This window comes from Thalassotalea montiporae, assembly GCF_053485855.1.
This window is the reverse complement of sequence record NZ_JBQRUO010000002.1, coordinates 665,319-689,714: the sequence shown is the minus strand read 5'-3', so window position 1 is coordinate 689,714 and position 24,396 is coordinate 665,319. Positions and strand designations below refer to the sequence as shown.

Annotated in this window: 19 protein-coding genes and 1 tRNA gene; 13 read left to right on the top strand and 7 right to left on the bottom strand. The window is 42.5% G+C overall.

Annotated elements, in window-relative coordinates:
• The first annotated feature begins 65 nt into the window (after nt 1-65).
• The 3 genes from ccoG to ACSLUR_RS09550 are packed head-to-tail and all read left to right on the top strand — an operon-like array spanning nt 66 to nt 3,131.
• Nucleotides 66-1,505 carry a cytochrome c oxidase accessory protein CcoG gene (gene ccoG / locus ACSLUR_RS09560; protein WP_116002077.1) on the top strand — a complete coding sequence of 480 codons (1,440 nt, stop codon included), beginning with the start codon at nt 66-68 and terminating at the stop codon, nt 1,503-1,505.
• Complete coding sequence (locus tag ACSLUR_RS09555; RefSeq protein WP_448553968.1) at nt 1,505-2,482, top strand: serine/threonine protein kinase; 978 nt, start codon at nt 1,505-1,507, stop codon at nt 2,480-2,482. The genes ccoG and ACSLUR_RS09555 overlap by 1 nt, the downstream gene beginning before the upstream one ends.
• A gap of 10 nt (nt 2,483-2,492) precedes the next feature.
• Nucleotides 2,493-3,131, top strand: a complete 639-nt coding sequence (locus tag ACSLUR_RS09550) for a thiol:disulfide interchange protein DsbA/DsbL (RefSeq protein ID WP_448553966.1) — start codon at nt 2,493-2,495, stop codon at nt 3,129-3,131.
• 35 nt (nt 3,132-3,166) lie between these two features.
• On the opposite strand, the gene ACSLUR_RS09545 is transcribed toward ACSLUR_RS09550, so the two are convergent.
• From ACSLUR_RS09545 to ACSLUR_RS09530, 4 genes are all read right to left on the bottom strand, one after another.
• Nucleotides 3,167-3,658 (bottom strand): TVP38/TMEM64 family protein, encoded by a 492-nt coding sequence (locus tag ACSLUR_RS09545; protein WP_448553964.1) that lies wholly within the window; start codon nt 3,656-3,658, stop codon nt 3,167-3,169.
• Nucleotides 3,659-3,893: 235 nt separating this feature from the next.
• Nucleotides 3,894-6,038 (bottom strand): SHOCT domain-containing protein, encoded by a 2,145-nt coding sequence (locus tag ACSLUR_RS09540; protein ID WP_448553962.1) that lies wholly within the window; start codon nt 6,036-6,038, stop codon nt 3,894-3,896.
• A 149-nt stretch (nt 6,039-6,187) separates the two neighbouring features.
• Nucleotides 6,188-6,829, bottom strand: a complete 642-nt coding sequence (locus ACSLUR_RS09535) for a single-stranded DNA-binding protein (RefSeq protein WP_448553960.1) — start codon at nt 6,827-6,829, stop codon at nt 6,188-6,190.
• Between the two features lie 110 nt (nt 6,830-6,939).
• Nucleotides 6,940-8,058: a ketoacyl-ACP synthase III gene (locus ACSLUR_RS09530; RefSeq protein WP_448553958.1), complete on the bottom strand. Its 1,119-nt coding sequence runs from the start codon at nt 8,056-8,058 to the stop codon at nt 6,940-6,942.
• 194 nt (nt 8,059-8,252) lie between these two features.
• Here ACSLUR_RS09530 and dapE point away from each other — a divergent pair, with 194 nt between their 5' ends.
• Complete coding sequence (gene dapE / locus ACSLUR_RS09525) at nt 8,253-9,434, top strand: succinyl-diaminopimelate desuccinylase (RefSeq protein ID WP_448553956.1); 1,182 nt, start codon at nt 8,253-8,255, stop codon at nt 9,432-9,434.
• A 121-nt stretch (nt 9,435-9,555) separates the two neighbouring features.
• Here dapE and olsF read toward each other — a convergent pair whose 3' ends face one another.
• From olsF to ACSLUR_RS09510, 3 genes are all read right to left on the bottom strand, one after another.
• Nucleotides 9,556-11,271 (bottom strand): bifunctional ornithine lipid synthase OlsF, encoded by a 1,716-nt coding sequence (gene olsF / locus ACSLUR_RS09520; protein WP_448553954.1) that lies wholly within the window; start codon nt 11,269-11,271, stop codon nt 9,556-9,558.
• Nucleotides 11,272-11,458: 187 nt separating this feature from the next.
• A complete protein-coding gene (locus ACSLUR_RS09515; RefSeq protein ID WP_448553952.1) occupies nt 11,459-12,229 on the bottom strand; it encodes a UDP-2,3-diacylglucosamine diphosphatase in 771 nt (256 codons plus the stop codon).
• 220 nt (nt 12,230-12,449) lie between these two features.
• Nucleotides 12,450-12,526: transfer RNA gene (locus ACSLUR_RS09510), tRNA-Arg, on the bottom strand.
• 283 nt (nt 12,527-12,809) lie between these two features.
• Between ACSLUR_RS09510 and ACSLUR_RS09505 the strand changes: the two genes are divergently transcribed.
• The 9 genes from ACSLUR_RS09505 (at nt 12,810) to wecB (ending at nt 24,339) form a co-directional block, all read left to right on the top strand.
• Nucleotides 12,810-13,481 carry a hypothetical protein gene (locus ACSLUR_RS09505; protein ID WP_116002067.1) on the top strand — a complete coding sequence of 224 codons (672 nt, stop codon included), beginning with the start codon at nt 12,810-12,812 and terminating at the stop codon, nt 13,479-13,481.
• Between the two features lie 101 nt (nt 13,482-13,582).
• Nucleotides 13,583-13,753 (top strand): hypothetical protein, encoded by a 171-nt coding sequence (locus tag ACSLUR_RS09500; RefSeq protein ID WP_181901782.1) that lies wholly within the window; start codon nt 13,583-13,585, stop codon nt 13,751-13,753.
• Nucleotides 13,750-14,655, top strand: coding sequence for an HprK-related kinase A (locus tag ACSLUR_RS09495; RefSeq protein ID WP_448553949.1), 906 nt, complete (start codon nt 13,750-13,752; stop codon nt 14,653-14,655). The genes ACSLUR_RS09500 and ACSLUR_RS09495 overlap by 4 nt, the downstream gene beginning before the upstream one ends.
• Entirely contained in the window at nt 14,652-15,752 is a 1,101-nt protein-coding gene (locus tag ACSLUR_RS09490; protein WP_448553947.1) for a nucleotidyltransferase domain-containing protein, read from the top strand. Before ACSLUR_RS09495 ends, ACSLUR_RS09490 begins: the two co-directional genes overlap by 4 nt.
• 26 nt (nt 15,753-15,778) lie before the next feature.
• Nucleotides 15,779-17,806, top strand: coding sequence for an XrtA/PEP-CTERM system histidine kinase PrsK (prsK, locus tag ACSLUR_RS09485; RefSeq protein ID WP_448553945.1), 2,028 nt, complete (start codon nt 15,779-15,781; stop codon nt 17,804-17,806).
• A gap of 23 nt (nt 17,807-17,829) precedes the next feature.
• Nucleotides 17,830-19,179, top strand: coding sequence for a PEP-CTERM-box response regulator transcription factor (gene prsR / locus ACSLUR_RS09480; RefSeq protein WP_116002063.1), 1,350 nt, complete (start codon nt 17,830-17,832; stop codon nt 19,177-19,179).
• Between the two features lie 40 nt (nt 19,180-19,219).
• Nucleotides 19,220-20,632: a mannose-1-phosphate guanylyltransferase/mannose-6-phosphate isomerase gene (locus ACSLUR_RS09475; protein WP_448553943.1), complete on the top strand. Its 1,413-nt coding sequence runs from the start codon at nt 19,220-19,222 to the stop codon at nt 20,630-20,632.
• A complete protein-coding gene (locus ACSLUR_RS09470) occupies nt 20,632-21,999 on the top strand; it encodes a phosphohexomutase domain-containing protein (RefSeq protein ID WP_448553941.1) in 1,368 nt (455 codons plus the stop codon). Before ACSLUR_RS09475 ends, ACSLUR_RS09470 begins: the two co-directional genes overlap by 1 nt.
• Before the next feature lie 69 nt (nt 22,000-22,068).
• Nucleotides 22,069-24,339, top strand: a complete 2,271-nt coding sequence (gene wecB, locus ACSLUR_RS09465) for a non-hydrolyzing UDP-N-acetylglucosamine 2-epimerase (protein ID WP_448553939.1) — start codon at nt 22,069-22,071, stop codon at nt 24,337-24,339.
• Nucleotides 24,340-24,396: the final 57 nt, after the last annotated feature.

Genomic DNA, 24,396 nt, shown 5'->3' with positions numbered 1-24,396 from the left:
ATAGCGATTACATTGCACGCTATTGCATAACGAAATTCAATCATCCCAGGGGGCTAGGGTTTAGAGTGAGTGACAACAAGAAAGAGCTAGGCGGCAAATCAGCAATTCCCGTCAAGAATGTAGAAATTCATCAACCTAAAAGTGGAAGCCAAGAGCACTATAAGCCGCGCGACCAAATTTATGTGCGCAAAGTCACTGGCTTCTATCAACAGTTGCGACAAAAGATGAATTTCGTCTTTTTGTTTATGTTTGCAGCTATTCCTTGGGTGAACTTTAATGGCCAACAAGCGGTACTCTTCGATATTGGCGAGCAACGCTTTAATATTTGGGGCCTAACCTTGTGGCCGCAAGATTTAACCTTGCTGGCATGGCTATTTATTTTAAGCGCTTTTTTACTGTTCTTTGTCACTACCTTTTTAGGGCGTGTGTGGTGTGGCTACATGTGTCCGCAAACCGTATGGACCTTTATTTTTATCTGGTTTGAAGAAAAAATTGAGGGTACCGCCAATCAGCGTAAAAAGCTCGATGCGCAAAAAATGGATGCCACTAAGCTGCGCAAAAAGGCGCTAAAACATTTCTGTTGGCTCTTTTTCTCCGTGCTGACCGCGCTCACTTTCGTCGGCTATTTCACTCCTGTTCGTCAACTGTTTATCGACTTTTTCACACTCGAAACCTCGCTGATGGCAGCGGGCTTTGTTTGGTTTTTTGCCTTTTGTACATACGGTAACGCCGGTTGGATGCGAGAGATTATGTGTTTGCATATGTGCCCTTATGCACGCTTCCAATCAGCAATGTTTGATAAAGACACATTGACGGTTTCATATGATTACAATCGCGGAGAAAATCGCGGTGCACGTGGCCGTAAACAAGACCCTAAAGCTTTAGGTTTGGGTGATTGTATTGACTGCAATTTATGTGTTCAGGTCTGCCCAACCGGCATAGATATTCGCAACGGCTTACAATACGAGTGCATTAACTGTGGCGCTTGTGTCGATGCCTGTAATGGCGTAATGGAGCGAATGAACTACGAACCTGGCTTGATTCGTTACACTACAGAACATGAGCTTAAAGGCAAAAAAGTCCATATCTTGCGTGGCAAATTAGTTGGCTATGCAACCTTGATGATCATTATGACCTCATTGTTGGGTTATGAAATTGCCACTCGCGTCCCCGTTTCGATGGACATTATTCGCGACCGCAATGAGTTAGCTCGCGAGAATTTTAACGGTGAAGTGGAAAACGTTTACACCCTGAAAATTCTGAATAAGTCGCAGCAAGACAACACTTATCGCTTGTCTGTTGAAGGCATTGACGGTGCCAAGTGGATTGGTGAAAGCGAGGTGTTTGTTAAGGCGGCATCAGTATATACTCTGCCAATTAGTATTGCCGTTGACCCATACGAATTGAAAGACTATATGACTGATATTACCTTTGTTGTTGAACTTGCCGAGCAAGATAGTGATGTGCGTTTAGCTCACGATAGTCGCTTCTTTAAGAAGCGCTAATGGCGGTTTTTGATTTTTCTTCACTGTCGCCCGATCTCATTCTAGACGGCTTAGAAAGCATTGGCGTTTATGCTGAATCGGGTTTATTAGCACTTAATAGCTATGAAAATCGTGTTTATCAGTTTCAGGATGAACACGGTGAGCGCTGGGTCACTAAGTTCTACCGGCCGCAGCGCTGGCAGCTGGCGCAAATTCAAGAAGAACATGATTTTGCGCTGGAGTTAGCTGAACAAGAAATTCCAGTAATTGCGCCGATTGTGCTTGATGGCGAGAGTCTATTTGAACACCAAGGCTATCACTTTGCGCTTTATCCATGTCGTGGCGGGCGAATCTTTGAAGTAGACAACTTAGATCAATTGGAATGGATGGGGCGATTTGTTGGCCGCATTCATGCCGTAGGTAGCAAGCAAGCGTTTGCGCACCGCCCATCATTTAACACCAATGAATTTTTGCTTGAGGCACGCGAGACTATCGCCAATAGTGGCTTTGTGCCAATGCATATCGAAAATGCTTTTTTTACAGTACTCGATCAAGTGATTCAGCTGGCGTTAAGTCAGTACCAACCAAAATCGAGCATACGCTTACATGGCGATTGCCATGCTGGTAATATTTTGTGGCGTGACGAGCAAGGGCCACACTTTGTTGACTTAGATGATTGTCGACAAGGCCCAGCAATCCAAGATTTATGGATGATGTTGTCCGGTGACAGATCGCAACAACTGTTACAATTAGACACCATGTTAAGCGGTTACGAAGAGTTCTTTTCATTTGATGCGCGCGAGCTTGTCTTGATAGAATCTTTGCGTACAATGCGATTAGTCAATTACATTGCTTGGCTAAGCAAACGTTGGCAAGACCCAGCGTTTCCGCGTAACTTCCCGTGGTTTAATACCGATAAATACTGGGAACAACAGGTGTTAGTGTTGAAAGAGCAACACGCTGCCTTAACGCAGGCACCGCTAAGCTTATTACCGTAAAGGAACAGAGATGAAAAAAATTTTTGCTAGTTTGTTAATGGTTATGTTGTTGCCATTTGCCGCACAAGCCGCGAATTACCAAGAAGGTAACCAGTACACTAAAGTGAGTGACCAGTTATCGAAAAAGCCTGAAGTTCGTGAGTACTTTTCTTTTTATTGCCCACATTGTTTACGTTTTGAACCTTTCTTTGCAAACGTGAAAAAGAACCTGCCAGAAGGTGTGTCTTTTGAACGTAACCACGTTGATTTCTTACGCTTTACAACGCCTGAAATCCAATTTATGGTCACTAAAGCGTTAGCCACTGCACAACAATTAAAAGTTGAAGACAAAATTTCAGCGGCGATTTTTAACTACATTCAAGTACAACGCGGTGCTATTACCGAAGAAAAAGATATTCGCAACATCTTCGTATTAAACGGTGTAGATGGTGCGGCATTCGACAAAGCATTTAAAAGCTTTTCAGTGAATAGCAAAGCTAAGTTGATGAAGAAAATGCAAAACGACTTAGTGAAAAAACGCGCACTAACGGGCGTTCCAACAGTCGTTGTAAACGGTAAATACCGTATCAATGCTGATAAGTTAGACCGCAATAACTTCGAACAAGACTACATTAACATTGTGAAGTATTTGTCTACGCTAGAGGGCTAATAGCGCTCATAGCTAAAATGATGATTTCGAAAAGCTTAGCCTTGGCTAAGCTTTTTTTTCGCCTGTAATTTGTATTTATGCTTTATATAGAGCATGAGCATTAACCCTAGCGCTAACCCAGCTAGTGCGACGCTTATTTGCTGTTGAGTTTCTGCTGCTAATTTAATGCCTGCGCCTGCCAGTGAGAAAATCACCATTTGTGGAATAAAGCCCAGCGCAGAGCCGGCAACATAGGGAGCAAAAGGTATTTTTGTCGCACCTGCGACAATATTAGTGATGAAGTTACTACCCAGCGGTAAAATTCGAATGATCAGTGCTTTTGTAAAAGTATTAATGGATAAAAAGCGATGTATAACCGAAGATTTGTGTGGAAAACGCTGGTAGACCCAGCGGGCGAATAAATATCGGCTGGCTAAAAACGTTAGCATACAGCCAGAAATTGTGGCGGCTGTAGCCACCAGGAAACCTGCCTTCGCGCCAAACAGCATCCCTGTAGATAACGCCGCTACTTGCCGTGGTAACCCCACCCCAGTCGCTAAACTTAAGATAAGATAGCAAAATAAAAAGCCTGATGGCGTGGCGGTGAACCAAGTACTACTCGTGATAAATTGGCTTAGGCTGTCGATATTGGCGCTCTACTACTTTTCGTGGTGTAAATGGCAGTGTTGGCATTATAAGAGGCGGCCGTTAAAACACAAAGCAGGGGCATTAAGGGAGCCCGCTAAGTGCAAGCTTCAGGATTTAGATTTATTACTTACACGCTTACATCAAGCCGTTAAGTAACTTAGCTTTTGCTTGTTCAAACTCTTCTTCAGTCAGGTAATTTTGTTTTTTTAGGCTGACCAACTTTTCCAGCGCTAAAATGATTTGCGCGTCAGTTTGGCCACGGGTTAGTTCATTGTTTTCGGCAAGGGCTCCAGACTCTTCAGTTGTATTCGTTGTTGAAAGTAAATGGAAATCATCAACATCAGCTTTTTGAGCATGGGTAGTGTCTGCTATTTGCTCTGTTTTGGCTTCCACTTTACTTTCTTCTACACACTTTTCTTCATTCTCGTTGTCTGAATTGTTTACGGTGTTTTCGCTATAGAGCGGACTACTTGCCTTTGTATTTGCGAGTGCAGAGCAGTTTAAAAACGTCTTTCGCGTTTTTATAGGTCTTGATTTATCGATAATTACATCCGATGACGTTTCCCTTTGCTCCGTCGTTTCAGGTGCAACTAATGCAGACAAACGCCATGCCCAGTCAACTGCATTGATCAAAGCTGCCTGATAGCTCGCTTTTGAAATACGATTGTCACCTTTGCGCAGATAAAGACTAACTAAATATATTTGCCGCTCACTGTCAGTTATAGCTAATTGAATATGCCTTAACTTTCCGTCAGTCATTTTCTCTCGCTTCTCGACATTACATGTCTGACGCCAAATATTATCAAAGTCATTGGTCATGCCTTGTTGATGGGACAACTCAACCACGCTGATATTGTTGATAAGCAGTTTAATCCCTGCAAGGTTTCCAATTGCTAAGCTTTTACTAGGGACGGATTGGTGCGGTTTAAACAGATGGATTACGCTGTGATCACTGGATAGTTCTAGGTGATTAAACTGTTGTTGGTAAAATGTGGTAACAGAGAATCTACGCTTATTAATTCGGCGATAGGTATGCCATAATCCCCAGCTTGTCAGCGATAGCATTATCAGAAAAACGATTAATTTATCTAACCCAGTATTGGAGTCTGTTACTAATGTTTCTTTTGAATCGGCAAGGTTATTGACTAAACGAGATAATATGCCTGTCGAAGGTTGATACATCAGCACGCCGCCAACGGCATCGTGAAACAATTTTACTGGTAGCTCAACGCCGAGCGGTATAATTGGTGTTAATTGATAGTCATTGCTACTGGCATGCTTGGTTAGGCTTACTAGATATGGTTGGTCTTGATGCATACTTACCACTAGGGTTGAGCCAAAAAGCTGGTCTGCTTGGTTCCCGTAATAGGGAAGTATTTGAAAGTCACTGATCTCAAAGTTTTTGTAACGAAACACGGTGGATAAAGGGTTAGAAGCCCGGCTGATCTTGTGTGTTTGTTCGTCTTGATGATCAATCCAAAGTGTTTCATTGACTCTATCGGGCCAAGTGAAATGACCGAGTTGTGACAGTTTGAACCTAAAAATTTCTTGGTTAATCTCTGCGTTTTCCACATAGGGATTAGTTGGAGGAACAGTGTAAGGTTTTAAACCAAATTGTTCGGGTTTGATACGCAATATGCTGCCCGAATAAAGTGGTGAAGTTGCGAAACCTTTAATTGCACTTAGGCCTACATAGAGTAGACCAAAATTATCATCCCACGCTCTATGGTACGGATTGAATGCCAGTTGTACTTTTGCAGTGGTCGATGTTGGTAACCCAATTCTCAGTACCTCTCGTACAGTGACCTCTTCTAGATCAATGCTGTCACTTAATTGCCATTCTTTAAGCACAATATCTTGCTCCAGAGAGTCTTTGTTGAATTGCCGACCTACAATTCGACTGGCTTTAGTGTTGGCTTGATCAATTGCGACCTGATGAGCACTATAAAACTTGTGGTAGCCGTTTTGCTCGCGTGTGTCGAAATTAGGATGTAGTGCAATGGCAAGAAGTCTTGAGTTATCTTTTTCAGTGAGTAAGTTATGGTTCAGCGGTGTCAGTTCAGGCTGACCTTTACTCGCATTAAGAATAAATAACTCTCCAGATGCGCTAGCGACTATGAAATGTTGATCGTATTTCGAAGTGGGATATATAGCGATCACCTGCTCGGCAATATGCTTCGGCAAGGTAGCAAAAGGTTTGAAGCTTAATTCTGCGCTTGAACTCCAAGCGACTAGCAAAAAGTAAAAGGCTAAAAAAATTATAATACGAAGTGTATTCATACTTACAGTGTCGTAAAGTTAACCTACATTTGGTCTTAAAATTGGCACCTCAACCGACTGCAATCTACTTGAACTGATCTTGTTGGTAGCTTGTTATTATCCTCTAATAATCGTTGTTAATGACCGAAAAATCAACAGTTTCTAAAGGTTTATTTGAGTAACACGTGAACGCTCTTGGCGGTAATTTGCTGTGTTTTTTCAGCGTCGTTAGCATAAGTGAGTCGCCCTTCAATTACTAAGTTTGCACCCAAACTCGCTTGTTGATGAAGCTGGCTAGCGGTGTGCCCCCAAACTTGTACTGTTCGAGTGATTTTGTGATCTATAAGTTGTTGCTTTTGTTCGCTATAGGCTTGGTGCGAGATGGCGACATCAAAATGTGCGAGGGGTTGACCACGTTCGCTGGTGACCAATTCTACGTTTGAGACAAGTTCTGCACTGCAAAATACTTGGTTAATATTTGGAGTAAAGCCTTTCGCAAAGTGCTCAACAGTTGTTGCGTGAACAATCTCACTGCGGTTGATTGAATTTGTTGCTAAGTAACCACTGACGAGTAGCAAGTCTCCTTTATTAGCCTGTGCGAGCGCCTCTTCAACGGCATTACCAACAACTTTGATTTGGTGGTAGCTGGTCCACTCTTTGGTTTGTTGCTGCTTGTCTTGCCATCGATGAGTTGTCGCCAGTGTTAACTCTGTAACAGCAAGTACGGGATTCGCTTGATAGCGAATTTCAGGCTTAGCGACCAGGTTGCCCAGTAAGGTTACCTGACATAACTGATGGCGAGATCTAGACATAGGTTTTAGCTCTTCAACACAAACAAAAAAAGCCGTGGTTACGGCTTTTTAATTAAAACATAGTTTCATACCAATTGAATTAATTAATTGATATTAGACGGTTAATTGTTTTATTGGTTAAGGCAGTGCTTAATTGCAATCGACAGTAACTCTTTCGCTGACTTATCGTTGGCTGGCAGCTCTTCATCACAGGTGCTCACTGGTGTCACGCGCTCGCCCCACTTAATATAACCTGCACCCCATGTTAAACCCGCACCAAATGCAGCTGTCATAATATTCGCGCCAGGTTTTACACGACCAGATTCAACGGCTTCACAAAGTGCAATTGGCACCGTAGCCGCCGATGTGTTGCCGTAGTTGTGGATATTTACCATGACCTGATCATCAGTTAGCTTAAACTGTTTTTGTAGGGATGCAATGATGCGCAAGTTTGCTTGGTGCGGGACTAACAGGTCGATATCTTCAACATTAAGCTGTGCTTGTTTAAGCACGGTTTCAGAGCCTTGCCCCATTGCACGTACAGCACGTTTAAAAATGTCAGGCCCCATAAAGTGTACATCTAAGGCTGAAGGTGGGTTTTCGTAACGATCCATATCAGTACCAAAACCGCGAATTTCAAGAATATCTCTAGCTTCTGAATCACAGCCGAGCTTAGCGTGGACTAATCCTGCTGGTTTATCGCTAGCTTCAATCACGACTGCGCCTGCACCATCACCGAATAAAACTGCGGTTTCACGTAGCGCCCAGTTTACCCACCAACTCATACGTTCGGCACCAATAACAACTGCTTTTTTGATCATGCCAGAGCGTACTTGTGCAGTCGCATTTTGCAGGGCGTAAAGGAAGCCAGTACATGCTGAGTTTAAATCAAACGCTGCGGCGTTTTTAGCGCCAATCAATTGCTGCACTTTAGAAGCTGTATTCGGCACTATGGTGTCTGGACAAGAGGTAGCTAGCGCAACTAAGTCAACTTCTTCTGGGCTAATGCCGGCCGCTGCCATAGCACGCTTTGCGGCAAGCGCTGCTAATTCAGCCGTATTTACGTGGGAAATTCGACGCGCTTTAATGCCGGTACGTGTGGTGATCCACTCATCGCTGGTATCAACAAATGTAGCTAAATCATCATTAGTTAATTCAGCTGGTGGTACACATTTACCCCAGCCAGTAATCTCGGCATAGGTTGCGGTATTTTGTAGGGCACTGTTTTCAGCGAAAGTTTCTGCAGACATAGCTTAAATACTTCTATTGATCCTGTTGTAGTTGACGGCATTCTACTCACCTAAAAGGTGCTTTAAAAGCCTTGATACAAATTACTACAAAGTGAGGTTTGTCAGTGTTTCATACCATTGACACCGAACTGTCACCGAACTGTCAATAACGTCTTCTAAGCTGACGATAAAATTGGCAAAGTGTATGAGTTGTTATGTCTCTTTCATCACTAAAATTTTCTTCGTCTGAACACTATCTACTGTTCGAACACATTGAAAATTTAGTCAATCGCCCCTCGATAACGCCTATGGATGCCGGTTGTCAGGACTACATTGGTGAGGTTTTGCGTAGGCTTGGTTTTAAAACACATCAATTTACCGATAACGGTGTTGCTAATTTAGTTGGGACAATAGGCGAAGGTGATACGAAAATTGCTTTCTCTGGTCATACCGATGTGGTGCCTGCTGGCGATGAAGATAACTGGCTCACTGACCCTTTTGTTGCAACCTTAATAGGTGATGAGATTATTGGTCGCGGTATAGCCGATATGAAAGGTGGAGTCGCCGCGATGCTTGCAGCCATAGCAACCAAAATTAATCGCATTAATACACAAAAATTCACGTTTTTAGTATTGATCACTAGCGATGAAGAAGGTGAAGCTGAATTTGGCACAAAATCGATAGTGAATCACTTAGCGGCACATGATTTATTGCCTGATTACTGTGTTGTCGGCGAACCTACGGCCAGCCAGAAAACGGGTGATGTGATCAAAGTTGGGCGGCGTGGCGCAATTTCTGCCGAATTGACTATTAGTGGCAGACAAGGTCATGCTGCTTACCCCCAATTCGCCGACAATGCAGCACATACGGTGGCGGATATTGCCTCTTGGTTGAATCATTTATCTTGGGATGAGGGGAGTGATGATTTTCCAGGTACAAGTTTGCAAATTACCGCTATTGATACTGGTCGTTGGACTGACAATATCATTCCTGGCCAAAGTAAATTGTGTTTCAACATTCGCTATAGCCATGTTTACAGCGAACAAACCATAGTGCAACGAATAGAGGATGGCTTACGTCAAATTCAAAAAACGGTCGCGATTGAATGGTTGCGCCCTTGCCGTCCTTATTTGACTGAAGTGGTGGATAATAAGCAGAACTTAATTGGCGAGGTCGAACAAGCGATTTATCAAGTAACCAAGCGTTTTCCAAGGTTATCGACTTCAGGTGGTACTTCTGACGGGCGCTTTATCGCTCAGACTGGTTGTCAGGTTGTTGAATTAGGTGTGCCAAATTGCACAATTCATCAAGTTAACGAGCGTGTAAAAATTTCTGACCTGCAACAACTACAAGCAATCTATCAAACGTTATTGGTACGCTTGATGGGCATTGATTAATAGACGAAAAGTGCCCTGTATTTACTTTGTGAAAGATTTACGGCAGCTATATGACAGCACTTAAACTGCACCTGAAATACTGTCAATCAATCGGTGCTATTAAGTAAACCTTTGTGACGCTTTATTCGTTTTCACCGAGATAGCGCTCGCGTTTTTTTCGTTTAAGTTGAGTGATATCGAGCAATACTAAACCGTCAATACAGTCGTTAAAGTCTTTGTCGACGCCAAAGTCGATAAATTTCACTCCGCCAGCTTCAGTCAATTCACTGTATTGTTTATAAAGTGTTGGCACGCATGTTCCCATATTGGCAAGTAGGTGCTTAAGTTTGGCGAAGTCCGCTTTGTAATCATCGCCGACAAATTGTGACTTTAGCTGTTCCATCGCTGGCTGGTTTAAAGTAAATGGAGATCGCGATGGCGCGATATCGCGGTCTGCACCAAAGTACAATTGATAGAAATACACTAGCAGTTCTTTGGCCGATTGCGGCAGTGCATTACTCATGGTTACTGGTCCAAACAAATAGCGATAATGCGGGTACTTTTGTAAGAAAGCCCCGATGCCATACCATAAATAATCTAGGCTGCGCTTACCCCAGTACTTAGGTTGCACAAAGCTGCGACCAAGCTCTAAACCTTGTGTTAAATAAGGTGACATTTGTTCTGTTAGTTCGAAGAGCGAATGAGTGTATAAACCGGATAATCCTTGCTGTTCAAGTACCGCTTGCGTGTCAGCTAGGCGATAGGCGCCTACGATCTCTAGCTCCTCGTTGTCCCACAAAATTAAGTGGAAATAGTGGCTGTCGTATTTGTCGATATCACGTCGTAAGTTGCTACCTTCGCCGACCATACGAAAGGCAATTTCACGCAGCACACCGACTTCTCGCATGATCGGGTCATTCTCAACTGCGCGATGTAAGTAGATTCCTTTGCCATCTTGAGTGGTGCCTAGGTATTCACATTGCTTAATAGCTTTTTTCAGCACTTTTCGATCTTCAATCGGGGCAATTGCGCTTTGTGTTTGGAATATGTCGGCCTTATTAGTTTTCAGGCGATAAAGATGCTTCTTAAACAGCTTAGTTTTGGTTTTAATATCAAGCGGCATACCGTGGTAGCTATCAAATGGAATTTGCTTCCCAATGCGCATCGGGATGTCTTTTTGCTGTTGTTTAAACATCTCGCTGACTAGGAGCAAAGTTGATGCCGGTTTATACATCATAGAAACGCCATAAAAGGCCGCGGAATTTTTCGCCTTGATATAAACAGGTACGATGGGAGCCTTCGCCGCTTGTGCAAATTTTAGAAAGCCTGAGTGCCACTTGGTATCTCTAACACCAGTTGGGCGAATACGCGACACTTCGCCAGCTGGAAACACAATAATAGCGCTGTCTTGCGCTAGGTGCTCGTGAATAGCTTGCAAGTTTTCTTTGGGAGTTTTGCCGCCCATATTATTAACCGGTAATAACATCGGGCTGAGCGGTTTGATGTTCATCAACAAGCTGTTAACTACTACTTTGACGTCACGGCGAATATCGGCAACCATTTTGATTAGCGCAAGGCCGTCGAGCGAGCCAATAGGATGATTTGCAATGATAACGACGCGTCCTGTTGAGGGGATATTTTCACGTTCTGAATCACGCACTGAATAGCTGGTATTGAACATGTTCAGCACTTGTTCGACAAAGTCTAAGCCGGTGAGGTGAGGATATCTTTGTTCGAAATCTAAGAACTCTTTTTCGTGCAACAAGCCTCTTAAAGCCGCTTTTACTGGTTTGGCTAACCAAGGCTTATCATTAAGTGTGGGTAGGTTTTGTGCAACTACATCATCAACTCGAAACATATTCTTTCCTTACACCTGAAATACTCGCTCTGTGGCAAGCTTTTGTGCACGTTAAGTGAAGCAGATGAATAAAAGGTGACAGCTAGATGATGCTTTTATGACCATTGTTAGTGAGACTCTAAAGGGGCTGTTAGTTATGCCTAAAAAGTGCTTAACGAGCTTTAAGCTAAAATTCTTAGCGTAACGATTAACTCGCCATAGAGACAACGGTCAGCTTAGGTTGCATTGTGGTCCAGTAGCATAAATTAAGCTCACCATGTGCATTTTCAGTAAGGGCGCTGCAGCTTTCAATCCAGTCACCGTCATTGCAATATAGCAAGCCATTTTGCTCAACAATTTCGGGGTGGTGGATATGACCACATACCACGCCATCTAAATTATTTCGGGCAACTTCCTTAAGTGTTGCGTCACGATAGCGGGCGATGGCTTCGTTTGCTTTTTTGATGCGTTTTTTAATGTAAGCGGCCAGTGACCAATAATGAAAGCCACGCATTCTGCGATAATGATCGAGATTGCGGTTTAGCCAGAGCAGCACATCATATAGTTTGTCGCCAAGCCAAGCTTGCCATTTGCCCAAACAAACTTCGCCATCAAAGTCATCACCGTGTAATACCAATAGTTTCTTACCTTGTGCTGTAGTGTGCACAAGGCGTTTTTTAATTTCGATATTGCCGAATAGCATATTGGCATATGGCTTAATGATTTCGTCGTGGTTGCCTGGTAAGTAGACCACATGTGTGCCATCAAGCGACTTTTGATACAAGACGTGAAGTAAACGGTTGTGGCTTTCTGGCCACATAAACTGACGCTTTAATGCCCAAAAATCAACAATATCACCCACTAGGTAGAGTGTGTCCATGGTGTTATATTGAAGAAAGTCGAGCAGCAAGTCTGCTTTGCAATCTTTGCAGCCCAAATGAATATCAGATAACCAAACCGTGCGATGATGTTGCCTCATAGTGCGCTCTGCTCAATGCCGTTGGAAAATAATGCTGTCGGTAAATTTTGCTGGTGTCGTATTGCCGATAACCGAACTTACGGGGGCTATGCTAGAAGTGCTTTATGTCAGAGTTGTGACGTTTTTTTAAACAAATGCTTACGGTTTACTTACGAGTTAGTGACGAATGGAATCATTGAAGAATTTATGAAAGCTAAGCAAGAAGAGAATAATAGAGCGATGGCGCACCCAGCAGGAGTCGAACCTGCGGCCTCTGCCTCCGGAGGGCAGCGCTCTATCCAGCTGAGCTATGGGTGCAGCGGGCGAAATAGTATAGATAATGAAGCCATGTGTCTAGGCGGTTACTGCAATAAATGTTATTTATTGATAGCTCTTATTAATGAGATTACTATACTAAAAGTCAGTGAATTAACTACATTTAGTGTCAGTAATTTTGACAATTTAGGGATTCTAAAAATCGTTATAGTTGTTGAAGCGCTGTAGTTATGCGTTATTCATGACATGGTTTGTTTTTTGCTTGAATTTTGTAAAAGTCGTTGCCCCCAATAGTCATTAGCGGCATTTAGAGTTGAGAAGGTATATGAGCGTTAAAAAGTCTACAGCGGAAGTGAATTCAGCATCACAGAAACAGAAAGGGCGTAGAAGCCTTTTCAAAAAGGCTGTGATTGGTACGCCTTTGGCTATTACGCTAGCTAGTCGCCCAGCTTATGGTGCCGTCTGCAGCCTTTCCGGGTTCCAATCTGTTAATCCTTCGGGGGTTGCTCGCCATAATGTTGGTTGTGGTGGAATCAGCCCTGGTGGTTGGAAAGAAAATGGTTACAAGACTGGAAACCAAGATGGCAGCAGAGATAATTGGATTAAGGCTGGTTTTTACCCTAATCCACGAAAAGCTGGTTCGTTAAGCTACAATACTAAGAAAGGTATATATCCCGACGATCCCGATGGTACTTTGTTTTATGCATGGGAAGCCTTTAGTGGTGCAACGCCTAGTGTGTATGTAGACCCTTCAGATACATTGCACGACGTATTATTAAAAAACCCTGGCACTTTAGAATTCCATATGATTTCTAATTTCCTTAATGCCAATTACTATAATTGGGGTAACGGCGACGGTAAAATCAATGCCATTGATATTCGTGGTGTCTACATGGCTTACACTTCAATGCAACAAACCTACACAACAACAACTGGTGCTGTGTTGAACTTAGATACACTCGATCTACAAAAGTTCTTTGCTCAGTTATACCATTAATCAGTATTTTGAGAGTTACAAAAACCAAGCATAGACAGCTTTTATCCTATGCTTGCCCCCCTGAATTGGTGTTATTTGATACGCTATCTAAAGAAACTATATTGCTGCCAGCAATTGAAACAGCGGTTTTTTTTGCATTGGAAGATGAGCGTTTGTTGACTCTAGAGCAGTTACTGATGTCGTTAGAAAATCATCAAAGGTTTGAACTGGATTCTTTGTCACAATCTCTTGATACACTGGAGCGATTGCAGTTGATTGAGCGTATTGAGTGATTATCAAAGATTTATCTGAGAAAGAGTTAATTTATCAATTAACAACAACTGGATTGAGATTCGAAGCAGGATCTTACGCGGTTAAACTTTCGTCGAACATAGTAAGTGTTGCGCGAGGTATTAAAAAGCTTTATCGCAATGCCGCCATTGTTGATGGAATAGTTGATTTTAATGTTTCTTTGCAACGATCGTCAGGTATTCGTAAGCTTCTAAAGCCACAAGTTCAATTCAGCTTTAATGGAATAGAGCCTTTTAGCCCATTACCATGCACTCAAGCCTTCCCGCTATTTGAATGGGGGCTTAATTGGTGTGTGACGAGTCATGATCATCGATATTTGATTATTCATGCCGCTGTCGTCGAAAAAAATGGTAAGGCGTTGATTCTTCCTGGCAGTCCTGGAGCAGGAAAAAGCACATTGTGCGCTGCCTTAGTCGAATTAGGCGGCTGGCGCTTATTATCTGATGAACTCACAATGGTAAATATAAATGATTCATATATTCACCCCAACCCCAGACCAATCAGTCTAAAAAATCAGTCTATTGATTTGATTAAATCTTATATTGGCAATGATCATTTTTCTGCCGTAGTTAAAGATACTATAAAAGGCTCAGTTGCCCATATCAGGGCTCCTTCTGAAAGTCTTAAAGCAAAAAGTGAATTGGCGATTCCGTCAATTATTGTTTACCCAAAGTTTCAACGTAACATTGAAAATAGCCTAAACGAACTCTCTAAAGGTGAGAGCTTTATGAGACTAGCTGAGAATTCTTTCAATTATAATGTGTTAGCTAACGATGGATTTTGTGCCTTAGGCAAACTCCACGACCGAGTGGAGTGTTATAGTTTTCACTATGACGGTAATTTAGAGTATGCGATTAGTGTAATGGACTCTTTGGTGGAATGAGTATACCGATAACTCCTCTGATTAAATTTCTTAGCACTCCCACTGAAGTGGAAGCTTGGCGACCTGAACAGTGGCAACAATTGATTGAGCAAAGCTATTATACGGGCATGCTAGCTCGAGTATATGCCATGCTTATTAAGCAACAATTGTTCTGTCATGTGCCGGATGAAATGAAATGGCACTTTGAGTCAGCGAATAAGGTCTTCATTGCTCATCGCGACGATGCGATAAGGGAGGTTGAAAAAATTAACAATACGTTAGGTATGGTAGGCATCACACCTGTTTATTTAAAGGGCAGTGCGTATTTGCTGGAAAAGCTCACTTGTAGTGAAGGTCGATTGTTTTCTGATATCGATGTATTTGTTAAAAAAGAAGAGCTCAAAGCGGCAGAGGAAATATTTGGTTGGAATGGTTGGCAAGTCAAGTCACTTGATGAGCATGACCAAAAGTACTACCGAGATTGGATGCATGAGTTACCGCCGATGGTGAACACCAAAACGGGTATGACATTAGACCTTCATCATCATTTATTACCAATTGTTAGCCGAGTTTCATTTAACTCAGATAAGCTATTGGAAATTGACACCGAAAATAAGCATAGCACCAACACATTGTGTAATGAGGATAAAGTACTTCATAGCATAATTCACTTGTTACTTGATGGTGAGTTTAATCATGGCTTTCGTGATATTCATGATATCTATCTGATGCTAATTGAATTTCAACAAAGCGATGATGATTTTCAAATGCGACTTTGTCGACGTGCTGAAGCGCTGAATGTTAGCTTTCTTCTGTATTACTCTCTTAGGTTGCAACAAGCCTTTTTTTCATTTCAAGTGGATGCATTCGTTATGAAAAATCTAGAGTCAGGGTTGCCATCAAAAACTATTGCTAATCGAATAGTTAACGCATTTACTACCGTGTTGAACCCTGATCTAAAAGTGAGGCAAAGCTTTAAATACAAATGGGCGTCACTGTGCTTATTTGTACGCTCTCATTGGTTAAAGATGCCGATCAATATCTTGCTGCCACACTTAACATATAAAGCATTTGCTGGAGTATTTAAGAAGAAAGATGAGGCAACTATATCATTGTAGTTAGCCTATAACGTATAGGGAATAATATGAATTGGGTTGCTATTACTGGCTATGGCGCGGCGTCGCTTGCTTATTTAGTCTTTTTCTTTTTACTTATTGTTATTCGAAAGAAGTCATTCATCGCGGTGTTGATTGCCAGCAGCGTATTCTTTACTTTGATCGCCACCGTAGCTGGTTTGGTTCAAGTTTATTTTAGTGACTCGCTGAAGCCGGTTTTGCTTGCAGAAAATGTTAAATTATTAAGCTTAATCATATTTTTGTTTGCGGCTCGTGCTAGGTTAACTGCATGGTCACAGTTACTACAGCAAACTTGGTTGCTCAAGTATGTAGTGAGTCTAATTGTATTATCCGCAGCTACTTGGGGGCTTGCTCATCACACAGAACTTGGCAGTAACTCACTCTTTTTGTTATTTCTCGTCTTAAATCTATTTGTCATTGTGCTCCTAGAGCAACTTTATCGTAACGCCGAATCACGAGAAAAATGGATGCTTTGGCCATTAGTGATTTCGCTTGGTGTAATTACTGTGGTTGATTTTATTATCTTTGCGCAAGCCTCAATGCTCGACCAGCTTGATTTCAATTTTTGGTATGCACGCGGGTATGTTATTGCGCTAGGCATGCCATTTTTCTTGGTTAGTGCTCGGCGCATTAAAGACTGGTCTGTTGATGTTTTTGTCTCGCGCGAAGTCGTTTTTTACAGCTCAATGATATTAATCGCCGGTGGCTACTTACTTACGTTGTCATTCGCAGGCTACGCGTTGAAACTGTTTGGTGGTGAATGGGGCGATGTGCTCAGTATCTCTTTTGCGGCACTTGGAATGGCTGTACTGGCAGCCTTGCTACTAACTGAGAAGTTACGTCGAGAAGTTAAAGTCTTTATTACTAAACATTTTTTTGCCAATAAGTATGATTATCGCATTGAGTGGCTTCGCTCAATTGAGCAAATTGAAGCAAGTAAAAGTGAAGACAGCTATCAAACGGCTTTAAAAGTTATTTGTTCATCGATTGATGCACCTGGCGGCTGTTTAGTTAAAAAAAGCGCGGATCACCACTTTAAAGTAGTTAGTACCATCAATATGGATATGTCAGTTGATGAAAAAGTGCATAAAAATTTGACGACTATTGCTGATTTTTGCCATCAGTCTGGCTGGATCATCGATGTGCAAGAATATCTGTTTGTTGAGGATGCGTACCAAGGATTATCACTTGAGTTAACTGCATTGCGTGAAGCCAATGTTGATTTGATTATTCCTGTAATTCATAACAATGAGATATGGGGACTGTTCATGTTGGCGAGAGGAAAAAATCAAACATTCCTCAATTGGGAAGATCGCGACTTGCTGTTTGCGGTCACTAAACAATTAAGCAATTTTATCTCGCTGAATGAAGCGAACAGCGAGCTTGCAGAATCAAAACAGTTTGAAGCTTTTCATCGAATGTCGGCATTCTTGGTACATGATCTTAAGAATATTCAGGGCCAACTAGCTTTGATTAACAGCAATGTTTCGAAACATCGTGATAACCCTGCTTTTGTTGATGATGTGTTTGAAACTGTGTTATCCGCCACAGAGCGGCTTGATAAAGTGCTTCAACAACTGCGCAATAAACAACACTCTGAACATAGAAATCAAAATGTTTTATTGTCGTCTTTGGTCGATAAAGTGCTTGCACAAAGAAATATAAATAAACCTAGTGTTGACGTTCAAATTGATGGAGAATTAAACATCGAAGTAAATGAAGAGCTTAGCCCTGTTCTAAACCATATTGTGCAAAACGCGCAGGAGGCGACAGACGATGAGGGTTGGGTGAAAGTGCAGATCGCTTCTAAAAATAATAAAGTAGAGATCATTGTTAGCGATAGTGGCATAGGTATGAGTGAGTCATTTATCAAGCACCGTTTGTTTAAGCCCTTCGATACAACTAAAGGTAACGCTGGCATGGGGATTGGCGTGTTTGAGGCGAAGCAATTCGTAGAGTCTCAAGGTGGAACAATTTCGGTGACGAGTGAAGAACACAAGGGAAGTACCTTTATCTTGAACATACCATGTGCGTGATTGAATAAGGCAAAACAATATTTATGGAAAAATTACTAATAGTTGATGACGATACCGGTATTCAAAAGCAACTAAAATGGAGCTTATCGGATTACGATGTGGTGTTTGCAGAAAATCGTGAGAAAGCGATTGCCGCCGTTCGACGCTTTGAGCCTAGCGTAATTACGTTAGATTTAGGGCTGCCGCCAGATCCAGCCAATGCGAGCGAGGGACTAGCTGCTTTGCAAGAGATTTTGGCAATAGCGCCACATACCAAAATTATCGTGATAACAGGTAACGATAATCACGATGTTGCACTGCAAGCTATTGCGCTTGGCGCATATGACTTTTATCAAAAACCTATTGATTCCGATGTGATTAATGTCATTGTTTCTCGTGCGATGTCACTCGCGAACTTGGAGAAAGAAAATCGCACGATGAAGCAATTTGCCGGTGCTGAAACAGGGATTATCGGCAATAGCACCTTGATAGATCGCATGCGAGAAATGATTTTACGGGTTGCACCAACAGAAATTTCTGTTCTGTTATTGGGTGAAAGTGGCACAGGTAAAGAAGTCACCGCAAAAGCTGTGCATAGTGTGAGCGATCGCGCTAAAAAACCTTTTATTGCGATTAATTGTGCATCCATTCCTGAAACTTTATTAGAAAGTGAATTATTTGGTTTTGAAAAAGGGGCATTTACTGGCGCCCATCGCACCACAAAGGGAAAAATAGAGTGTGCACAGGGTGGTACGTTATTTCTAGATGAAATTGGGGATATGCCATTTAATTTGCAGGCCAAACTATTACGTTTTTTACAGGAAAAAGTAATTGAACGTATTGGCGGGCGGCAGGAAATTCCTGTCGATGTCAGAGTGGTGTGTGCAACCAATCAAAACCTCCAAGAAATGGTTGCTAATAAAGAGTTTCGAGAAGATTTGTTTTATCGCATCAGCGAAATTACGATTAATATCCCACCACTGCGTGATCGTGAGGAGGATGTGATAATTCTTGCCCAGTTTTTCCTTCAACAATATGCGGCTGAATATAAGCGCAACATCAAAGGGTTTGCCGATGATGCAATACAAGCGCTCAAACAGCATCGCTGGCCAGGAAATATTCGCGAGCTGCAAAACAAGGTCAAATCTTCAGTCATTATGGCGGCAGGCAACCAAGTCAGTGCGATAGATTTAGGGTTATTAAATTCAGGTGACGATAACTATGAGCTGTCGTTGAATTTACGCACTGTACGCGAACAGGCTGAAACCATTGCAATTCAAAAAGCCTACGCATTAACTGACGGGAATATGTCTAAAGCATCTGCATTACTGGGCATTACTCGCCCGACCTTATATAGCTTAATTGAAAAATATGGCTTGAACTTGCATGGCTAAGCTTTTTACATTGCTGGCAGGAATAAGGAGTTAAAGTTCTATGAAAATCTACCCTGCGATTATGTGTGGCGGCAGCGGAACCCGTTTGTGGCCATTGTCACGTCGATTACTGCCTAAGCAGTTCATAGCGCTAGTCAATCAAACGACTATGCTGCAAGATACTTTAGGGCGACTACCTAGCGGCTGTCAGCAGCCAATCTTTATCTGTAACGAGGCCCACCGATTTACGGTTGCTGAGCAAATTAATGCTGTTGATAACAAAGGTAGTATTTTATTAGAGCCACAAGGAAAAAATACAGCACCTGCGGTAGCGTTAGCTGCATTTAAAGCAATTGCCGAAGATGACGATGCAGTTTTACTCGTTTTAGCGGCGGATCATGTTATTCATGACCAGCTTGCCTTTCAAAATACTGTTGTACAGGCACAAGCAGCTGCTGAAGCAGGCAAATTGGTAACATTCGGCATTGTGCCTACCAAGCCCGAAACGGGCTATGGCTATATTAAACATGGCGTGCTGGATCAGGGAATCGCTGATGTTGATACCTTTGTTGAAAAGCCCGACCTAGCTACTGCCCAAGCCTATTTAGCTAGCGGTCAGTATCTTTGGAATAGCGGCATGTTTATGTTCAAAGCAAGTCGCTATTTAGCGGAATTGAATAGATATCGACCGAATATCTACCAGGCCTGTCAAGCGGCCATGTCTGATTGTGTCACGGATTTAGACTTCATTCGCCCGAATAAAACGGCGTTTGAACAGTGTCCTGATGAATCAATTGACTATGCTGTGATGGAGCATACCGAACAAGCTGTGGTCGTGCCGTTAGATGCAGGTTGGAGCGATGTCGGCTCATACAGCGCACTTTGGGAAGTTAGTGAGCAAGATGGAGATGGTAATGTTTGCAAAGGTGATGTGCTGACCCACGAAACCTCCAACAGTTATTTGCACAGTGACAACAAGCTGATAGCAACTGTTGGTATCGACAATTTAGTTGTGATTGATACCTCAGATGCGGTGCTAGTGGCTGAGAAGTCTCAGGTTCAACAAGTAAAGCATATTGTCAATGAACTCAAACTGAAGCAACGCAGTGAGGTTGATCATCATCGTCAGGTATATCGACCTTGGGGTAGTTATGACTCAATCGACAACGGATCCCGCTTTCAGGTGAAACGAATTGTCGTCAAACCTGGCGCTAAGTTGTCTGTACAAATGCATCATCATCGTGCAGAGCATTGGATTGTCGTTTCTGGCACGGCAAAGGTGACAATTAATGACGACACCTTTTTGATGACTGAGAATGAATCAACTTATATTCCAGTGGGCGCTGTTCATGCTTTGGAAAACCCAGGCAAGTTGCCTTTAGAGATGATTGAAGTGCAATCGGGAAGCTATTTGGGAGAGGACGATATAGTGCGCTTGGAAGATCGATACGGCCGTGAACAGGAGCAAAACTAGTGTCCGCACTGACCTGTTTTAAAGCATATGATATTCGCGGCAAACTCGGCGATGAACTCAATGAAGATGTTGCTTACCGTGTTGGGCGAGCATTTGCACAACACTTAGCTGCTCGCTCAGTTGTTATCGGGGGGGATGTTCGCCTGAGTACAGAATCGCTTAAGGCAGCGCTTGCAGAAGGGTTAATGGATGGTGGGGCTAATGTTATTGATTTAGGCCTGTGCGGGACTGAACATATTTATTTTGCGACTTCTCACCTAAACTGCGATGGTGGCATATGCGTGACAGCGAGCCATAACCCAATTGATTACAATGGTATGAAGCTAGTGCGCAGTGAAAGTAAGCCAATAAGCGGCGATTCTGGACTGTTTGATATTAAAGCGCTAGCAGAAGCCAATAAATTTAAAAAGCCTGAACGCCTTGGTACTAAACGCGAATTGAACATTGATGCGGCATTTACTGAGCACCTGATGACCTATATTGATTCAGGGCAGCTTTCTCCTTTGAAAATTGTCGTTAATGCGGGCAACGGCGCTGCAGGACCAACGTTAGATTTTATTGAACAGTATTTTCACTCTCACCAAGTACCAGTCGAATTTATCAAAGTGCATCACCAACCAGATGGTACTTTCCCTAATGGCATTCCTAATCCATTGCTGCCCGAGAATAGAGATTCAACACAACAAGCAGTGATTGAGCATCAAGCCGATTTTGGTATCGCTTGGGATGGAGATTTTGATCGGTGTTTTCTGTTTGATGAGCATGGGCAATTTATTGAAGGTTATTACATTGTGGGTTTGCTGGCAGAGAACTTTCTTGCCAAGAATGCTCAAGCGGCGGTAATTCACGACCCTAGGCTGACTTGGAATACGATTGATATTGTCAGTAATGCTGGTGGCCACCCTATTCAAAGTAAAACAGGCCATGCCTTTATCAAAGAGCGTATGCGCAAGGAAAACGCTGTCTATGGCGGTGAAATGAGCGCCCACCATTATTTTAGAGATTTTTTCTATTGTGATAGCGGCATGATTCCTTGGCTCTTGATAGCCGAGTTAGTCAGTGTTAAAGGTAAACGGCTATCTGAGTTAGTTGACGAACGAATTGCGATGTTCCCTTCTTCTGGTGAGATTAACAATCGGGTTGAAGACGCTCCTCAAGCCATTCAACGAGTGAAAGCATTTTATCAGCCAATGGCTATAGGCGCTGACGAAACTGATGGCATCAGCATGGTATTTCCCAAATGGCGTTTTAATCTTCGCAGCAGTAATACCGAGCCCGTTGTGCGCTTAAATGTTGAGTCAAAAGGCGATATTGGGCTGATGAAAGAAAAAACACAAGAAGTGTTAAATTTATTAATGAAGTCTTGATAAACGTCTATAAAAAGGCTTTAAAGTGTAAAGTTAAGAATAGGGTTACAAATTCAAAAGGAAATTTAGATGAAAATTGGGATTATTGTCGGTACGCGACCAGAAATAATTAAAATGGCACCTGTAATTCGTGAGTGCCAAAGGCGTTCGATATCGTTCTTTATTATTCACTCTAATCAGCATTATTCTGAGGAGATGGATAGCATTTTCTTTGATGAATTAGAGCTACCAGCGTCGGACTACAATTTAGGTGTAGGCTCAGGGCAGCACAGTAATCAAACAGGCAATATTTTGATCAAAATGGAGCCTATTTTGCTTGATGAGCAGCCAGATATAGTGCTAGTTCAAGGTGACACGAATACGGTTCTTGCAGGTGCTCTTGCTGCGTCAAAGCTTAATATCAAAGTAGGTCATATTGAAGCTGGCCTAAGAAGCTATGATCGTATGATGCCAGAAGAAACAAACCGTATTCTTACTGATCATATGAGCGAGTTCTTATTTGCCGTTGGCCCAAATCAAGAGCAGATCTTAAATCAAGAAGGTATCTTAGCAGACAAGATTCATACGGTTGGCAATACCGTTTCTGATTCGCTCTTCCAACATCTTGAAATTGCTGCTGATAAAAGCGAAATCCTAGACGACCTTAGTTTAACTGAAAAGGATTACTTCTTAGTGACGGCGCATCGTGCGTCTAATGTCGATATTCCTGCTCACTTAAGAGAGCTTTTAGTTCTATTTGAACGCTTGCATGAGAAGTATGAGCAACCTATCGTGTGGCCAATTCATCCGCGTACTCAAGCTAAACTAACGGAATTTGGTATTCCAGTTCCCAACTATCTTAAGTTAAGCCCACCAATTGGCTATCTCGATTTTATTCAGCTTCAGCAAAATGCTCAGCTTATTTTGACTGACTCAGGCGGTATTCAAGAAGAAGCATGTTTACTGGGTGTTCCTTGTATTACACTGAGAGAAAATACGGAACGTCCAGAGTCGATTGAAGTCGGCGCTAATGTTTTAGTTGGCCGTGATGCTGATAAAGCGCTTGCTGCGGCCGCTAAGTGGTTAAATACAGAGGGCAGTGTTAGCTGGGAAAATCCATTTGGTGACGGGCATGTTGCTAAGCGCATTATTGATATTTGCTTAGGAGATACGGCAACAGCAAGTAACGAACAAACAGAAATTGTTCGCAATGGAGAGTCGATAACCGTCGTTGGCATGGGGTATATGGGCTTACCTATTGCTTGTTTACTAGCGCAGGCTGGTTATCAAGTCACAGGTGTTGATTTAAATGCAGAAAAAGTGGCAGCTATTAATAGTGCAACTTGCCCATTTGATGAGGTTGGTTTACCTGAATTATTAGATAAAGTTGTTAGCCAAGGCTTATTAAAGGCATCAACCCAAGTGGTGAACAGTAATACTTATTTAGTTGCTGTTCCTACTCCACATAAGGGAAATGCGTGCGACCGTTCATATGTATTTAGTGCGGTTGATGCAATTGCGAAAGTCGCAAGCAATGGCCAAACGGTTATTATTGAGTCGACGATCTCGCCGCAAACCAGTTTGGCCGCGGCAGATAGGTTTAAATCTGCTGGTTTATCAGTTGATCTTGTTCACTGTCCAGAACGTGCAATACCAGGGCAAACATTGCATGAACTGGTCAATAATGATCGCATTATTGGCGCGACTAGCAGCCAAGCTCAACAAAAAGTTAAGGGTATTTACCAAAGCTTCGTAAAAGGTGAAGTCTTCTTGACCGATTTGACCACGGCAGAGTGTGTGAAATTGGTTGAAAACACGTCACGAGATGTTGGCATCGCCTTTGCGAACGAGTTGGCGGAGATATGTCAGGAGTTAAACGTCGATGTTTACGAAGTTATCAAACTAGCGAACCGTCACCCAAGGGTAAATGTGCTGAATCCTGGCCCAGGTGTTGGTGGTCATTGTATCCCAATTGATCCTTGGTTCTTGGTCGAAAATACGAAATCTGGTGAGCTAGTACGCAAAGCTCGAGCTATCAATGACGCAAGACCAGCATTAGTCGCTCAGCAAGCTATTGAGAGGCTCCAACCTGGACAGACTAAGATAGGTATACTTGGTGTTGCATATAAGGCAGACGTTGATGATTGTCGTGAAACACCCGCGGAACCTATTCTGCATTACTTTAATCAAGCAAGTATAGAAGTGAAATATCATGACCCTTATGTACCAGAATGGCTATGCGAGCGTGAAACAGAACTTTCACAACTCGATAGTTGGGCAGATGTATTAATTCTTGTGACAGATCATTCTGACTACAGAGAGTTGCAAGTTGACTCGTATTTAATCAATACTAGGTCTTAATGACATAAAATTTTAAGAAGCTCATCACATGATGAGCTTTTTTGTATAAGAGAGTAT

Coding starts and splice junctions, on each gene's coding strand:
- ACSLUR_RS09555 (WP_448553968.1), top strand. CDS start 1,505: ATGGCGGTTTTTGATTTTTCTTCACTGTCGCCCGATCTCATTCTAGAC.
- ACSLUR_RS09550 (WP_448553966.1), top strand. CDS start 2,493: ATGAAAAAAATTTTTGCTAGTTTGTTAATGGTTATGTTGTTGCCATTT.
- ACSLUR_RS09540 (WP_448553962.1), bottom strand. CDS start 6,038: ATGAATACACTTCGTATTATAATTTTTTTAGCCTTTTACTTTTTGCTA.
- ACSLUR_RS09535 (WP_448553960.1), bottom strand. CDS start 6,829: ATGTCTAGATCTCGCCATCAGTTATGTCAGGTAACCTTACTGGGCAAC.
- ACSLUR_RS09530 (WP_448553958.1), bottom strand. CDS start 8,058: ATGTCTGCAGAAACTTTCGCTGAAAACAGTGCCCTACAAAATACCGCA.
- dapE (WP_448553956.1), top strand. CDS start 8,253: ATGTCTCTTTCATCACTAAAATTTTCTTCGTCTGAACACTATCTACTG.
- olsF (WP_448553954.1), bottom strand. CDS start 11,271: ATGTTTCGAGTTGATGATGTAGTTGCACAAAACCTACCCACACTTAAT.
- ACSLUR_RS09515 (WP_448553952.1), bottom strand. CDS start 12,229: ATGAGGCAACATCATCGCACGGTTTGGTTATCTGATATTCATTTGGGC.
- ACSLUR_RS09505 (WP_116002067.1), top strand. CDS start 12,810: ATGAGCGTTAAAAAGTCTACAGCGGAAGTGAATTCAGCATCACAGAAA.
- ACSLUR_RS09490 (WP_448553947.1), top strand. CDS start 14,652: ATGAGTATACCGATAACTCCTCTGATTAAATTTCTTAGCACTCCCACT.
- prsK (WP_448553945.1), top strand. CDS start 15,779: ATGAATTGGGTTGCTATTACTGGCTATGGCGCGGCGTCGCTTGCTTAT.
- prsR (WP_116002063.1), top strand. CDS start 17,830: ATGGAAAAATTACTAATAGTTGATGACGATACCGGTATTCAAAAGCAA.
- ACSLUR_RS09475 (WP_448553943.1), top strand. CDS start 19,220: ATGAAAATCTACCCTGCGATTATGTGTGGCGGCAGCGGAACCCGTTTG.
- wecB (WP_448553939.1), top strand. CDS start 22,069: ATGAAAATTGGGATTATTGTCGGTACGCGACCAGAAATAATTAAAATG.